The organism is Streptomyces sp. Inha503 (genome assembly GCF_047215865.1).
GTDB lineage: Bacteria > Actinomycetota > Actinomycetes > Streptomycetales > Streptomycetaceae > Streptomyces > Streptomyces lycopersici.
Window position 1 is genome coordinate 9,727,942 of the sequence record NZ_CP178360.1, and the last position, 13,426, is coordinate 9,741,367.

10 protein-coding genes are annotated in these 13,426 nt (G+C 72.7%); 5 read left to right on the forward strand and 5 right to left on the reverse strand.

Going from position 1 to position 13,426, the window contains the following annotated elements; genetic code table 11:
- Window positions 1-70 precede the first annotated feature (70 nt).
- The gene (locus tag ACJX2R_RS40910; RefSeq protein ID WP_413104186.1) at window positions 71-1,237 is read left to right on the forward strand and encodes a hypothetical protein; all 1,167 of its coding nucleotides are present in this window, start codon (window positions 71-73) and stop codon (window positions 1,235-1,237) included.
- Window positions 1,238-1,316: 79 nt separating this feature from the next.
- On the opposite strand, the gene adh is transcribed toward ACJX2R_RS40910, so the two are convergent.
- From adh to ACJX2R_RS40930, 4 genes are all read right to left on the reverse strand, one after another.
- Window positions 1,317-2,840 (reverse strand): aldehyde dehydrogenase, encoded by a 1,524-nt coding sequence (gene adh / locus ACJX2R_RS40915; RefSeq protein WP_413104187.1) that lies wholly within the window; start codon window positions 2,838-2,840, stop codon window positions 1,317-1,319.
- 107 nt (window positions 2,841-2,947) lie between these two features.
- The gene (locus tag ACJX2R_RS40920) at window positions 2,948-4,435 is read right to left on the reverse strand and encodes a GAF domain-containing protein (protein WP_413104188.1); all 1,488 of its coding nucleotides are present in this window, start codon (window positions 4,433-4,435) and stop codon (window positions 2,948-2,950) included.
- A 106-nt stretch (window positions 4,436-4,541) separates the two neighbouring features.
- Window positions 4,542-4,676, reverse strand: coding sequence for a hypothetical protein (locus ACJX2R_RS40925; protein ID WP_262704163.1), 135 nt, complete (start codon window positions 4,674-4,676; stop codon window positions 4,542-4,544).
- 308 nt (window positions 4,677-4,984) lie between these two features.
- Window positions 4,985-6,250, reverse strand: a complete 1,266-nt coding sequence (locus ACJX2R_RS40930) for a glycoside hydrolase family 18 protein (RefSeq protein ID WP_413104189.1) — start codon at window positions 6,248-6,250, stop codon at window positions 4,985-4,987.
- Window positions 6,251-6,643: 393 nt separating this feature from the next.
- Between ACJX2R_RS40930 and ACJX2R_RS40935 the strand changes: the two genes are divergently transcribed.
- The gene (locus ACJX2R_RS40935) at window positions 6,644-7,816 is read left to right on the forward strand and encodes an acyl-CoA dehydrogenase family protein (RefSeq protein WP_413104190.1); all 1,173 of its coding nucleotides are present in this window, start codon (window positions 6,644-6,646) and stop codon (window positions 7,814-7,816) included.
- 260 nt (window positions 7,817-8,076) lie between these two features.
- Here the strand turns inward: ACJX2R_RS40935 and ACJX2R_RS40940 are convergent, their stop codons facing one another.
- On the reverse strand, window positions 8,077-8,430 hold the full coding sequence (locus ACJX2R_RS40940) for a hypothetical protein (protein ID WP_413104191.1): 354 nt from the start codon (window positions 8,428-8,430) through the stop codon (window positions 8,077-8,079).
- Window positions 8,431-8,658: 228 nt separating this feature from the next.
- Here ACJX2R_RS40940 and ACJX2R_RS40945 point away from each other — a divergent pair, with 228 nt between their 5' ends.
- The 3 genes from ACJX2R_RS40945 (at window position 8,659) to lnt (ending at window position 13,305) form a co-directional block, all read left to right on the forward strand.
- Entirely contained in the window at window positions 8,659-9,099 is a 441-nt protein-coding gene (locus tag ACJX2R_RS40945; protein ID WP_020866923.1) for an Lrp/AsnC family transcriptional regulator, read from the forward strand.
- 169 nt (window positions 9,100-9,268) lie between these two features.
- Window positions 9,269-10,816, forward strand: coding sequence for an amidohydrolase (locus ACJX2R_RS40950; RefSeq protein WP_413106072.1), 1,548 nt, complete (start codon window positions 9,269-9,271; stop codon window positions 10,814-10,816).
- Window positions 10,817-11,394: 578 nt separating this feature from the next.
- A complete protein-coding gene (lnt, locus tag ACJX2R_RS40955) occupies window positions 11,395-13,305 on the forward strand; it encodes an apolipoprotein N-acyltransferase (protein ID WP_413104192.1) in 1,911 nt (636 codons plus the stop codon).
- The last annotated feature ends 121 nt before the right edge of the window (window positions 13,306-13,426 follow it).

A 13,426-nucleotide genomic window follows, 5' to 3' on the forward strand; every position in this document is an offset into this window, starting at 1 on the left:
CCGTCCTCCCCCGCGCGGCGGAGGCGGTGCGCCCCCGGGCCGATGCACTCCCGGCCCCTACGGGACAGGCTTGACCGTCGGCACCGCCAAACCGGAGGTCACGGTGACTGTTCCCGCGCGAACCCCGGCCCGCCCAGGCCCCGGACTGCCGTCCCCCGAGCCCGGGTGGCGGGTGTGGCCGCGGCGGTGGCCCCGGTGGGCGCCCCACGCCACCGCGGTGTGGGGCGTGGTGTACGCCGCCGTCCAGACGGTCTGGGCCGCCGCGGGCGCCACCGTGCCCTGGTCACCGCGTATGGCCTACCCACCCGGTGTCCAACTCGCACTGGCCGTCCTCGCCCTGCTGGCCGCCGGGGCCAGCCTGGCCACCCTCCGGCCGCTGGCCCGGCGCGGCCGGGTGGCGGTGGCGGCGGTGCTGGCCGTGGCGGTCCCCGTCTTCGCGATGGGCATGGCGAGCCTGCCCGCGTACGTCGTCACCCTGGCGTCGCTGTCGGGCGTGGAGAGCGCCACCGGCTTCGCCCATGTCCTGCTGAACACCGTGGGCCTGGCCCTGCTGCTACTGGTCGGCGTCTCCCACCGGCGGCGGCTGCGGGGCCGGTGTCCGCGGTGCGGGACCGGGCACCCCGGCGACGGCGGCGGACCGCTGGTCCACCCGCCCGCCTCCATGGCGTCCCGGCGGACCCGGATCCAGGTGTACCTGCTGATGAGCGGGGTTCTGCCGTGGGCGGTCGTCAAGACCATCTGGACGCTCGGCGGCGACGCGCTGAGCGTCACGGCGGAGAAGTGGCGCGAGGAGAACGCGGGCGGCTCGGCCGTGGCCAGGGCGCTCGCCTCAGTGGGCATCGACGTCACCGTCCTGGCCGCGCTGGCAGGGATCTTCCTGCTGCTGGGGCTGATGTACCCCTGGGGCCAGGTTTTCCCACGCTGGACGCCCCTCCCCACCGGGCGGCGGGTGCCCCGGCTCCTGCCACTCCTCCCGGCGTGGCTGTCAGCCATCGGCCTGTCGGTGTACGGCGTCGTCCTCGTGCTCTACGCCCCGCTCAGCGCCGCCGGTGCGCTGCCCCGGATCGAACCGGACGGGACGTTCACCTCCAGCGCGGGAATAACGTGGATGGTGCTCTTCGGCGGACTGGCCTTCGGCGGCCTGGGCTTCGCACTGATCACCGCGGCCCGCTCCTACGCCGCCCGCACCCGCCCGGTCTGCGCGAACGCCGCAACGGACGCGATGCCTGGGCACTGATGGGGGCACGCCCAGGGCGCCTGACGGGCATCCAGCCTGGTCAGGCGCCCTTTCGTGGTGCTCGTGGCGCTCGCGGCGCTCAGAAGAAGCCGAGCTTCTTCGGCGAGTACGACACGAGCAGGTTCTTCGTCTGCTGGTAGTGGTCCAGCATCATCTTGTGGGTCTCGCGGCCGATCCCGGACTGCTTGTAGCCGCCGAAGGCGGCGTGCGCCGGGTAGGCGTGGTAGCAGTTGGTCCACACCCGGCCCGCCTGGATGGCGCGCCCGGCGCGGTACGCGGTCGAGCCGTCCCGGGTCCACACCCCCGCGCCCAGCCCGTAGAGCGTGTCGTTGGCGATCCCGATCGCGTCGTCGAAGTCGCCGAACCGCGTCACCGCGACCACCGGGCCGAAGATCTCCTCCTGGAAGACCCGCATCCGGTTGTCGCCCTCGAAGATCGTGGGCTCGACGTAGTAGCCGCCCTCCAGCTCACCGCCGAGCTCGGCGCGGCTGCCGCCGGTGAGGACGCGGGCGCCCTCCTGCCGGCCGATGTCCAGGTACGACAGGATCTTCTCGAGCTGGTCGTTGGAGGCCTGGGCGCCGATCATGGTGTCGGTGTCCAGCGGATGCCCCTGGGTGATCTTCTCCGTACGGGCCACGGCCGCGTCCATGAACGCCTGGTAGTGGCCGCCCTGGACCAGGGCGCGCGAGGGACAGGTGCACACCTCGCCCTGGTTGAGGGCGAACATGGTGAACCCTTCCAGGGCCTTGTCCATGAAGTCGTCGTCGGTGGCCGACACATCGTCGAAGAAGATGTTCGGGCTCTTGCCGCCGAGCTCCAGGGTGACCGGGATCAGGTTCTCGCTCGCGTACTGCATGATCAGGCGGCCGGTGGTGGTCTCCCCGGTGAAGGCGACCTTGGCCACCCGGGAGTTGGACGCCAGCGGCTTCCCGGCCTCCACGCCGAAGCCGTTGACGATGTTGACCACACCCGGCGGCAGTAGATCGGCCACCAGGTTCATCCAGACGTGGATCGAGGCGGGTGTCTGCTCGGCCGGCTTCAGTACCACCGCGTTGCCCGCGGCCAGCGCCGGGGCCAGCTTCCAGGTGGCCATCAGGATCGGGAAGTTCCACGGGATGATCTGGGCGACCACGCCCAGTGGCTCATGGAAGTGGTACGCGATCGTGTCGTGGTCGATCTCGGAGAGGCTGCCCTCCTGGGCCCGGATCGCCCCCGCGAAGTAGCGGAAGTGGTCGATGGCGAGCGGGATGTCGGCGGCCAGCGTCTCCCGTACCGGCTTGCCGTTCTCCCAGCTCTCGGCGACCGCGAGGGCCTCCAGGTTCTGCTCCATCCGATCGGCGATCCTCAGCAGCACCGAGGCGCGCTCGGCGGGCGCCGTACGGCCCCAGGCAGGGGCGGCCGCGTGGGCGGCGTCCAGGGCCCGCTCGACGTCCTCGGCGGTGCCCCGGGCGATCTCGGTGAAGGGCTGCCCGTTGACGGGGGTGGGGTTTTCGAAGTAGCGGCCCTGGGCCGGCGGTACGTACTCCCCGCCGATCCAGTGGTCATAGCGCGGCTGATACGTGACGACCGAGCCCTCGGAGCCGGGGCTTGCGAAACGCGTCATGGGGCGGCCTCCCTGGTGTACGCGTGGTGGGTCCCGTTGCCGGACGCGTCGTTCGTGTGCGCGTCCAGGCTCCGCCCGCGCCGACACGGGCGGAGCCGACGGGGAGGCTAGGCGCGGCCACGTTGCGCGGACGTTGCGTCCAGGTGGCCGCCCCCTTGCCGCAGGGCTCCGTGCTCATGGCCGCCTTGGTGGCGCGGGGCTTCGCTGTCATGGCCGCTTTGGTGGCGCGGGGTTTCGCTGTCATCGCCGCTTTGGTGGCGCGGGGCTTCGCTGTCATCGCCGCTTTGGTGGCGCGGGGTTTCGCCCTCATGGCCGCCTTGGTGGGCGCCGCCCGGCAGTCCGTACAGCTCCCGCAGCCGCCGTACCCGCGCCGCCGGAGCCGCCCGCCCGGGCGCATGCGCCGGAAGGGTGGTCAGCAGCGCCTCCGCGACCTCCAGGTCGTCCTCGCCCCACGGCGTCTGCGCCCAGCGCCGCAGCAGCTCGGGATCGCCGTGGGACAGCACGGCGCGCCGCAGCCCGTCCTCCAGCACCCGCCGCATCCGGCACACCCCCGGCGCCTCCGACAGCGGCAGCAGCGGCCCGGTGTACGCCCGCACCGCCGTGTACGCGTCGCCGGAGGTCAACGCTTCGGCGGCGTCCGCCAGATCGGTGCGCACGGGCGCGCAGAGCCGGTACGGGCGCGAGCCGAGCAGCGGGCCCACCAGGCGGCGCAGCCGGGACAGCTCGGCCCGCAGCGTCACCGGGGAGCGGTCGTCGGCCCGGGGCCCGTACAGCTCGAGCGTCAGCCGGTCGCCCGACAGCCCCTCCGGATGGCCGGCCAGCAGCACCATGATCTCGCTGTGCCGCCGCCCGAGCCGCAGCCGCCGCCCGTCGACGACCAGCAGCGCCTCGTCCCGCCCCAGCGCCGTCAGCGAGATCCGCGGCTCGCGTGTCCGCGGTGCCTCCGCGCCCAGTTGGGCCTCGGCGGCGCGGGCGGTCGCCTGGACCAGGGCGAGGCTGTGCGGGGCGGCCAGATGGTCCCCGCCGGTGATGTCCACCGCGCCCAGCAGCCGCCCGGTGTGCGGATCGTGGAGCGGGGCGGCGGCACAGGTCCACGGCTGCACAGTGCGGTTGAAGTGTTCGGTGGCGAAGATCTGCACCGCGTGGTCGACGGTGAGCGCCGTCCCCGGCGCGTTGGTGCCCGCGTGGCGCTCGTCCCAGCGCGCCCCGGCCACGAAGTTCATCCCCTCGGCCCGGTTCCGTACCCCCGCGTGCCCCTCCACCCACAGCAGCCGGCCCTGCTCGTCGCAGACCGCGAGCAGATGGGCCCCGTCGTAGGCGATGGTGCCCAGCAACTCCCGGAACAGCGGCATCACCCGGGCCAGCGGATGGTCCGCGCGGTAGGTGTCCAGCGCGTCGTCCATCAGGTCGATCGGCGCCTTGCACTCCTGGGTGACCCGGGCGTCGGCCGAGCGCCGCCAGGACTCCGCGACCACCGGCCGTACGGCCGGACTCACCGCCCCCTCCGTCAGAAACGCCTCATGGGCGCGGCGCACGTCGCGGGTGCGCTCAGCGGGGTCGGTGCCTGACGCCATCGCCAGCCAGGGATTGACCATGGTGCCTCGCTCAGCGGTACGGGGAGGGGCGGTACGGGGAGGTGCGGGGTCTCAGGCTTTCACGGATCGGGCGGCGGGAGGAGTCGGCGGGTCAGGTGTGCGCGGGTCAGGTGTGCGCGGGCAGGGAGGGGGCGGGCACGACCCCGGGCGGGGAGGCATAGCCGCAGGAGTGGCAGATCTTCCACCCGTCCTGGTTCACGGCGAGTTGGCCGCCACAGCTCGGGCACTGCTCGGAGCTCATGATCGTTCCTTTGGTTCACGCGCGCGGAGTGGAGCGGGCCACCCGTGCGCTCAGATTTCCTTGTGGGGCGGATGCCCCGCAATAGCCAGAACAAGCCGCGTTGAGGTACGAGCCCCGGACGGAGCGCGTTCACGGGGGATACGCGGCGTTACCGGGGAGCGTTCTCCACATACGCTCCTCGCGCCCCCTCGTGCGCCGCTTGAACGCTTGACACCGATGGGCGGGTTGCGCGTGGGCGCGCACGACGAAGCGGGCGGGGAGCCGGTGATGGCTCCCCGCCCGCGTCGATCAGGGGCGCTGGTGTGGGGTCAGCTGATGGACTTGATCAGCTCACCGTTGGCGGTGTCGCCGCTGAGCTCCCAGAAGAAGGTGCCGCCCAGGCCCTGCTGCTGCTTGTAGTTCATCTTCCCGGCGATGGTGGCGGGGGTGTCGTAGCTCCACCACTGGTTGCCGCAGTGCGCGTAGGCCGTGCCCGCGACCGTGCCGGTCGCCGGGCAGGAGCCCTTGAGCACCTTGTAGTCCTCGATGCCCGCCTCGTAGGTGCCGGGCGCGGCGCCGGTCGCGGTGCCACCGGGGGCGTCCTGGGTGACGCCGCTCCAGCCGCGTCCGTAGAAGCCGATGCCCAGCAGGAGCTTCGAGGCCGGGATGCCGAGGCCCTTGAGCTTTTGGATGGCGGCGTCGGTGTTGAAGCCCTGCTGCGGAATGCTGTTGTAGGTTTTGAGCGGGGAGTGCGGGGCGGTGGGGCCCTGTGCGGCCCACGCGCCGAAGAAGTCGTACGTCATCGGGTTGTACCAGTCGACGTATTGCGCGGCGCCCGCGTAGTTGGCGGCCTCGATCTTGCCGCCGGAGGAGGCGTCGGCGGTGATCGCCGCGGTCACCAGGTTGGACGAACCGAACTTGGCGCGCACGGCGGACATCAGGTTCTTGAAGGCGTCCTTACCGCTGGTGTCGCAGGAGAGGCCGCAGGCGTTGGGGTACTCCCAGTCGATGTCGATGCCGTCGAAGACATCCGCCCAGCGCGGGTCCTCGACCAGGTCGTAGCAGGACTGGGCGAAGGCCGCGGGGTTCTTGGCGGCCTCGGTGAACCCGGAGGACCAGGTCCAGCCGCCGAAGGACCACAGCACCTTCAGGCCGGGGTGGAGCTTCTTGAGCTTGCGCAGCTGGTTGAAGTTGCCGCGCAGGGCGCCCGCGTCCCAGGTGTCGGCCTTGCCGTCGACGCTGCTCGCCGCGTCGTACGCCTTGTCGTAGTCGGCGTAGGCGTCGCCGATGGCGCACTTGCCGCCGGTGACATTGCCGAAGGCGTAGTTGATGTGGGTGAGCTTGGCGGCCGAGCCCGAGGTCTCGACGTTCTTGACGTGGTAGTTGCGCTGGTAGATGCCCCATTCGGTGAAGTAGCCGACCACCTTGTTCCCGGCGGCCTTCGTCGTGGGGGTCTTGGCGGCCTTGGACGTGGCCTGGGGTATGTCGGCGCTCCGGGGTTCACCGGCCGCTGCCGAGCCCGCGAGCAGGGTGGCGGTCAGGACCGCCGTACAGATCGCCGCGAGCGCGGCGGACAGTCTGCCTGGTCTGAGCATGGAATCTCCTCGGTGGGGGTGAGGGGAGAGTGAACTGCCCGACGACCTGCCCATAGCTTGACATGAACGCGCAGGACAGGGTGGGGAAAAGGTAGAAGGACTAGACCAGTGGGGTCAATGGTCTGGGCCAATTTGCTCCATGCGTGCGATGTGGTGCGACGTTGGTGGGAGTGCGTGGAGGAAGGTGGTGGGTGCCCATGTGCGAATTTGGTTGAAGATCGGGCGACCGGTACCGGAAGCCTCCGGATCGGGCATACTCCAACCGCCGCAGTGCAGGTCATCACCGCTCGCGATCCGACGGGCCGACCGGCCGGCGGCAGCATCACCGGTGGCGCCGCCTCACCCCGGCGCACGCCGCCGCAGCGCCTGACCAGGGGAGAGGAGAGCGCCGCCATGAACGATCACGGCCCGCAGCCGGTGGAGCGTGAGCTGCCCACCGAAGAGGCTCGCGACCTGATCTCGCTCGTCCGCGAGCTGATCGAACGGGAGATCAAGCCCCGGGCCGCCGAGGAGGAGGCCGCCGGGCGCTTCCCCCGCGAGCTGTTCACCCTGCTGTCCGAGTCCGGGCTGCTGGGACTGGTCCACCCCGAGGAGTTCGGCGGCGGCGACCAGCCGTACGAGGTCTACCTCCAGGTCCTCGAGGAGCTCGCCGCGGCCCGGCTGACCGTCGGCCTCGGCGTCAGCGTCCACACCCTGGCCTGCCACGCCCTCGCCGGATACGGCAGCAAGGAGCAGCTGGCCGAGTACCTTCCCGCGATGCTGGGCGGCGGACTGCTCGGCGCGTACTGCCTCTCCGAGCCCTCCTCCGGCTCCGACGCGGCCGGGCTCACCACCCGGGCCACCCGCGACGGGGACACCTGGACGCTCGAGGGCACCAAGGCGTGGATCACCCACGGCGGCATCGCCGACTTCTACACCGTGCTCGCCCGCACCGGCCCCGAGCGCACCCGCGGCATCAGCGCCTTCCTCGTGCCCGCCGACGCCCCCGGGCTCTCCGCGGCCGCACCCGAGCACAAGATGGGCATGGCCGGTTCGCCGACCGCCCAGATCCACCTCGACGGGGTGCGGGTCCCCGACGCCCGCCGCATCGGCGAGGAGGGCCAGGGGTTCGCGATCGCCCTGTCCGCCCTCGACGCGGGCCGACTCGGCATCGCGGCCTGTGCCGTCGGCGTCGCCCAGGCGGCGCTGGACGAGGCGCTCGCGTACACCGCGCAGCGGCGGCAGTTCGGCCGGCCGATAGCCGACTTCCAGGGCTTGCGCTTCATGCTCGCCGACATGGCCACGCAGATCGAGGCCGGGCGCGCCCTGTACCTGACGGCGGCACGGCTGCGGGACGCGGGGCGGCCGTTCTCCAAGCAGGCGGCGATGGCCAAGCTGTTCTGCTCGGACGCCGCGATGCGGATCACCACCGACGCCGTCCAGCTGCTGGGCGGATACGGCTACACGGTGGACTTCCCGGTCGAGCGCTATATGCGCGAGGCGAAGGTCCTCCAGATCGTGGAGGGCACCAACCAGATCCAGCGGGTGGTCATCGCCCGCGCTCTCGCGGGACCTGAGGTCGGCTGAGGCCGGTGTGTCGGCTTGGGCCGGTGTGTTGGCTCGGGCCGGTCTGTCGGCTTGGGCCGGTGTGTCGGTTGGGGGCGCGACCCGCGCCCCCGCCGTTTCGGGTACGCCCCGGCCGGGGGCACCTCCCAGCGGTAGCTGGGGGCGAGCCGAAGGGGCGCGTCGCTGTCGAAAGGGAGAGCGCGCGCAGGCCCCGAGGAACGAGGGGCCGAGCACGGTCGACCGTCGACAGCGGCTGAAGCGCCCCGGAGGCGAACCGAGCCCTAGAAAAGGCGCACCGGCCGGGAGCCGGGGCCGCCTAGGTGGGAGAACGGCTGCTTCCGCCAGTCCAGGCCCTCCGGAAGCGTGAGCAGCAGCGCGGCGTCCCGCTCGAACGCGTCCAGCGACGCGTCGGCGGGCTCGGCGTCGGCCACCCGGCGGCCGGTGCCGGCGCAGACCGTGAGCCCGAACGGGTCCCACGGGGACGAGCACAGCGCGTGCTCGGGAAGGACGTCCTCGTCGGCGAGGAGCGCGATGGGGCGCGCGCAGTCCGGGCAGATCACCCGGAACATCTCATAGGTGTCGTGGGTCTCGTGGGTATCGATGTCGCCTGCGTCGAGGCGCTCGAGATGAGGCATGAGTTTCCCCCTCGGGTGGGCTGGCCAGGCGCGTCGGCCTCGACCACAGCAAGCATTTCCCTCGCGGCCGCATAGGTAATCGCCGCATCTCATAGGACGCCCATGAGGGCATGTGGCGTTCGTCACATGCCCGGTGCAGGTGCGACGTAGCGGTGCCTATGTCCGCTGTGCCCATCCGGTGCCCACCCGTTGTGCCGGAGCCCTCCCGACCACATAAGGTGATCGGCTGTGGAGGAGTTGGACAGACAGATCGTGGAGCTGCTCGTCAAGGACGGCCGGATGAGCTACACGGACCTGGGCAAGGCCACTGGCCTGTCCACATCGGCCGTGCACCAGCGGGTTCGCCGTCTCGAGCAGCGGGGCGTGATCCGCGGCTACGCCGCCGTCGTGGACCCCGAGGCCGTCGGGCTTCCCCTTACCGCGTTCATCTCGGTCAAACCCTTCGACCCCAGCGCGCCCGACGACATCTCCGAGCGGCTCGCCGAGGTGCCCGAGATCGAGGCGTGCCACAGCGTCGCGGGGGACGAGAACTACATCCTCAAGGTGCGCGTCGCGACCCCGCTGGAGCTGGAGCACCTGCTCAGCCGGATCCGTTCGCTGGCCGGTGTCTCCACCCGCACCACCGTGGTCCTCTCCACGCCCTACGAGGCGCGCCCGCCGCGCGTCTGAACGCCCTTCCGACACCCCCCCGTCACGCCCGTCCGACATCCCTCGTCGCATACCCCCATCGAGGCAGCCCGCCGTGAACGACCCCACCCCCGCCCAGGCCCCCGAAGGCCGTACCGTCCTGCTGCGCGGAGGTGAGGTCCACAGCCCCGCCGATCCCTTCGCGACCGCGATGGTCGTCGAGCGCGGCACCGTCGCCTGGGTCGGCTCCGAAGGGGCCGCGGACGGCTTCGCGGACGGTGTGGACGAGGTCATCCAGCTGGACGGGGCACTGGTGACGCCCGCCTTCACCGATGCGCATGTGCACACCACCGCGACCGGGCTCGCCCTGACCGGGCTCGATCTCACCGGCGCCCGTACGCTCGCCGACGCGCTGGAGCGGGTGCGCGCCCACGCCGCCGCCCACCCCGCCGACCGGGTGCTGCTCGGCCACGGCTGGGACGCCGCCCGCTGGCCCGAGGGGCGGCCGCCCTCCCGGGCCGAGCTGGACCGGGCGACCGGCGGCCGCCCCCTCTATCTCACCCGTATCGATGTGCACTCCGCCGTCGTCACCACCGCGCTGCTCGACCTCGTCCCCGGCGTGTCGGACCTGGCCGGGTACCACCCCGACACGCCGCTGACCGGCGCCGCCCACCACGCCGTACGCGCCGCCGCCCACGCGGTCATCACCGAGCGGCAGCGCGCCGACGCCCAGCGGGCCGCCCTCGCCCGCGCCGCCTCGCTCGGCATCGGCACTCTCCACGAATGCGCCGGGCCCGACATCTCCTCCGAGGACGACCTCACCGGGCTGCTCGAACTCGCCGCCGGGGAGCCGGGACCGCGGGTGTACGGCTACTGGGCCGAGGCCGCGAGCAGCGCCTCCGACCTGGAGAAGGTGCGCGAACTCGGCGCCATCGGCGCGGCGGGCGACCTCTTCGTCGACGGGGCGCTCGGCTCGCACACGGCGTGTCTCCACCAGCCCTACGCCGACACGCCGCACACCGGCGCCGCCTACCTGGACGCGGCGGCCGTCGCCGCCCATGTCACCGCCTGCACCGAGGCCGGGATCCAGGCCGGTTTCCACGCCATCGGCGACGCCGCCGTCACGGCCGTCGTCGAGGGCGTACGGGCCGCCGCCGATACGGTCGGGCTGGCCCGCGTGCGCGCCGCCCGGCACCGCGTCGAACACGCCGAGATGCTCACCCCCGAGACCATCGCGGCCTTCGCCGACCTCGGCCTCACCGCCTCCGTACAGCCCGCCTTCGACGCCCTGTGGGGCGGCGAGGACGGCATGTACGCCCAGCGGCTCGGCCCCGAGCGGGCCCGCACCCTCAACCCCTACGCGGCGCTGCTGCGCGCCGGAGTGCCCCTGGCGCTCGGCTCCGACAGCCCCGTCACCCCGCTCGACCCCTGGGGCACCGTGCGCGCCGCCGCCTTCCACCGCACCCCGGAGCACCGGATCTCCGTCCGCGCCGCCTTCACCGCCCACACCCGCGGCGGCTGGCGGGCCGTCGGACGGGACGACGCGGGCGTGCTGGCGCCCGGCGCGCCCGCCGACTACGCGATCTGGCGGACCGGTGAGCTCATCGTGCAGGTGCCCGACACGCGGGTCGCCGGATGGTCCACCGACCCCCGCTCCGGCACCCCCGGACTGCCCGACCTCACTCCCGGCGGTCAACTGCCCGTCTGCGTGCGCACGGTGGTGGGCGGACGCACCGTCCACCTCCGGCCGGACGAGTGACGCGCGGGCGCCCCGTACCGCCGAACGATGAGCCCCCGGCCTGTCGTGGCATCTGAACACCGTCCGTACTGACCTGGTCATTTGAGGAAACGGCGCAGGTCATGTGGCTGTTGACAGGGTGCGGTCGGTGGCCGGTAGGTTCGGCCTCGTCCACCACAGGACGCCCGACCGGGGAATCTTCACGCAGTCGTCGAACGCCGCTGGGCCAGAGGGAGACGCGCCGCCGTGGTGCGCCACCACTGGGAGCCAGGTCCAGTGCACGGGGGCGAGGGAGGGATCGCCGGGTCGGCAGGTGCGACCCGGGAGGGGCCCGGACGCTCAGTAGACAACGGCTCTCGGTCGATCCGCAGCCAGCGGGTCCCAGGTCGGCCCGAAGGGCGTCGGGCCCCCACTCCGCACGCGCACACCGGCGGACCGCCCCCCGACGCGGGGGCGGGGCCGCCGCCGGGCGAGGGAACCCCCGCTGTGGCCGAAGCGTTTCTCTACCCCGAGGTCACAATCCGCACCTCGGGACCACTTCCGCGCGCCCGCGTTATACGGTCACCTCACCACAGCACGACCTGTAGGAAGGCCGCACCGTGCCATCGGGTTCCGACACCACCGCCGAAGCCGCCCCCACCGGGCCGGACGCAGACCGACCGGGTCAGCGGACGACCGGCTCCGCCGCCACGCCGCCCACGGAGGGCGCCGATGGCGCTGAGGGCGGTGACGCCGTGGGGGGTCGTGAGCCCGTCGAGGGCCGTGACGCCGTCGGGGGCGGCGAATCCGGCGCGACCGGGTCTGCCGCGCCTGGGGCTGCCGGCCCCGGTGCCGCCGCGTCCGGTGCCGCCTCCAGCGCTCCCGGGGCCGCTTCCGCCCCCACAGCCGCCTCCGCGCCGTCCCCCGGGGCGTCCGCCGCGTCGTCCCCCGGGGAGTGGCGGCCCGGCCGGCTGCGCCGCCTCGGCCTGCTCGCCCGCCGCGAGGCGCGGCGCAGCGGGCTCGCGGCGCTCAGCGGGCTCGCGCTCGGCCTCGCCTTCCCGCCGTTCGGGGTGTGGCCGCTGTCCCTGCTGGCCGTCGCCGCCCTGGCTCTGCTCACCCACGGCCGGACCGCCCGCCAGGGCGCCTGGACGGGCTTCGCCTTCGGGGTGCCGTTCTTCCTGCTGCTGCTGAAGTGGCTCAGCGTGGTGGGCTGGGACGCGGTGGTGGGCCTGTCCATCATCGAGGCGGCCTTCCTCGCGCTGATGGGGGCGGGCCTGGCCCTGGTCTCCCGGCTGCCCGTACCGGCCCTGTGGCCGCTGTGGACGGCCTGTCTGTGGGTCGCCGAGGAGTGGGCCCGCGACCGGGTGCCCTTCGGCGGCTTCCCCTGGGGCCGGCTGGCCTTCGCCAACACCGGCTCGCCCTACACCCCGCTCGCCGCGCTCGGCGGCGCCCCGCTGGTCACCTTCGGCGTCGCCCTGACGGGTGGAGCGCTCGCCGGTGCCGCGCTCACCCTGTGGCGGCTGCGCGGCACCGGGGGCTTCACGCCGCGCCGCGCCCTGCCCGCCGCCGGGGCCGTGGCCGTCGCGGCCGCCGTGACGGCCGCCGGATTCGCGGTGCCCATCCCCACCGCCGCCGACGATTCGGTCGACATCGCCGTCGTCCAGGGCAATGTGCAGCAGCCCGGTATGGACTTCCTGGGCCGCCCCATGATGATCCTCGACAACCATGTGAAGGCGACCCTGAACCTGGCGAAGGACGTCACGGCGGGCCGGATCGCCAAGCCCGATCTCGTCATATGGCCGGAAAACGCCTCCGACCTCGATCCCTTCCAGTATCGGGAGGCATACGCCCGGATCGACGAGGCCGTGAAGGCGATCGGCGTTCCGGTGCTGGTCGGCGCCCTGGTCGACCATCCGACCAAACAGGGCTATGTGGAGAACCAGGGCATCGTCTGGGACCCGAAGAGCGGCCCCGGCGCCTCGTACACCAAGCAGCACCCGGTGCCCTTCGGCGAGTACGTCCCCTTCCGCCAGGAGCTCAGCAAGGTCATCACCCGGCTCCAGCGGGTGCCCCGCGACTTCTACCCCGGCGACCACACCGGGGTGCTGAACGTCGGCCCGGCGCGGCTCGGCGATGTGATCTGCTTCGAGGTCGCCTACGACGAGATCGTGCGCGACACGGTCAACGCGGGCGCCCGGGCGATCGTCGTCCAGACCAACAACGCCACCTATGGACGCAGCGGCCAGCCCGAACAGCAGCTGGTCATGTCCAAGCTGAGGGCGATCGAACACGGTCGGCCGGTGATCACCGCGGCCACCAGCGGGATCAGCGCCGTGGTCTCCCCGGATGGCACGATCGAGCAGCGGACGAAAGAATTCACGCGAGACGTGCTCACCGCGCGCATCCCGCTGCGTGACGGCAAGACCCTGGCCGACCGCGTCGGTGCGACCCCCGAGTGGGTGCTCGCTATGGTGGGCGTTCTGTCCTGCGCGGCCGCGATCATGATCGGCCGTCGGGGACGTACGGACTAGAAGGGGCAGTAGCCGTGAGCGACGCACGCGAGGCCGAGGAGCCTGGCACCAAGGCCGACGAGCCGAGCGCGAAGGCCGAGGAGGCCGGCGCCGAGGCCGGGGAGCCGCGCCGTAGCAACGA

Bases quoted from the DNA above. Each gene is read 5' to 3' on its own strand.
- adh (WP_413104187.1), bottom strand. From the start codon at position 2,840: ATGACGCGTTTCGCAAGCCCCGGCTCCGAGGGCTCGGTCGTCACGTAT.
- ACJX2R_RS40920 (WP_413104188.1), bottom strand. From the start codon at position 4,435: ATGGTCAATCCCTGGCTGGCGATGGCGTCAGGCACCGACCCCGCTGAG.
- ACJX2R_RS40925 (WP_262704163.1), bottom strand. From the start codon at position 4,676: ATGAGCTCCGAGCAGTGCCCGAGCTGTGGCGGCCAACTCGCCGTGAAC.
- ACJX2R_RS40930 (WP_413104189.1), bottom strand. From the start codon at position 6,250: ATGCTCAGACCAGGCAGACTGTCCGCCGCGCTCGCGGCGATCTGTACG.
- ACJX2R_RS40935 (WP_413104190.1), top strand. From the start codon at position 6,644: ATGAACGATCACGGCCCGCAGCCGGTGGAGCGTGAGCTGCCCACCGAA.
- ACJX2R_RS40940 (WP_413104191.1), bottom strand. From the start codon at position 8,430: ATGCCTCATCTCGAGCGCCTCGACGCAGGCGACATCGATACCCACGAG.
- ACJX2R_RS40950 (WP_413106072.1), top strand. From the start codon at position 9,269: ATGGTCGTCGAGCGCGGCACCGTCGCCTGGGTCGGCTCCGAAGGGGCC.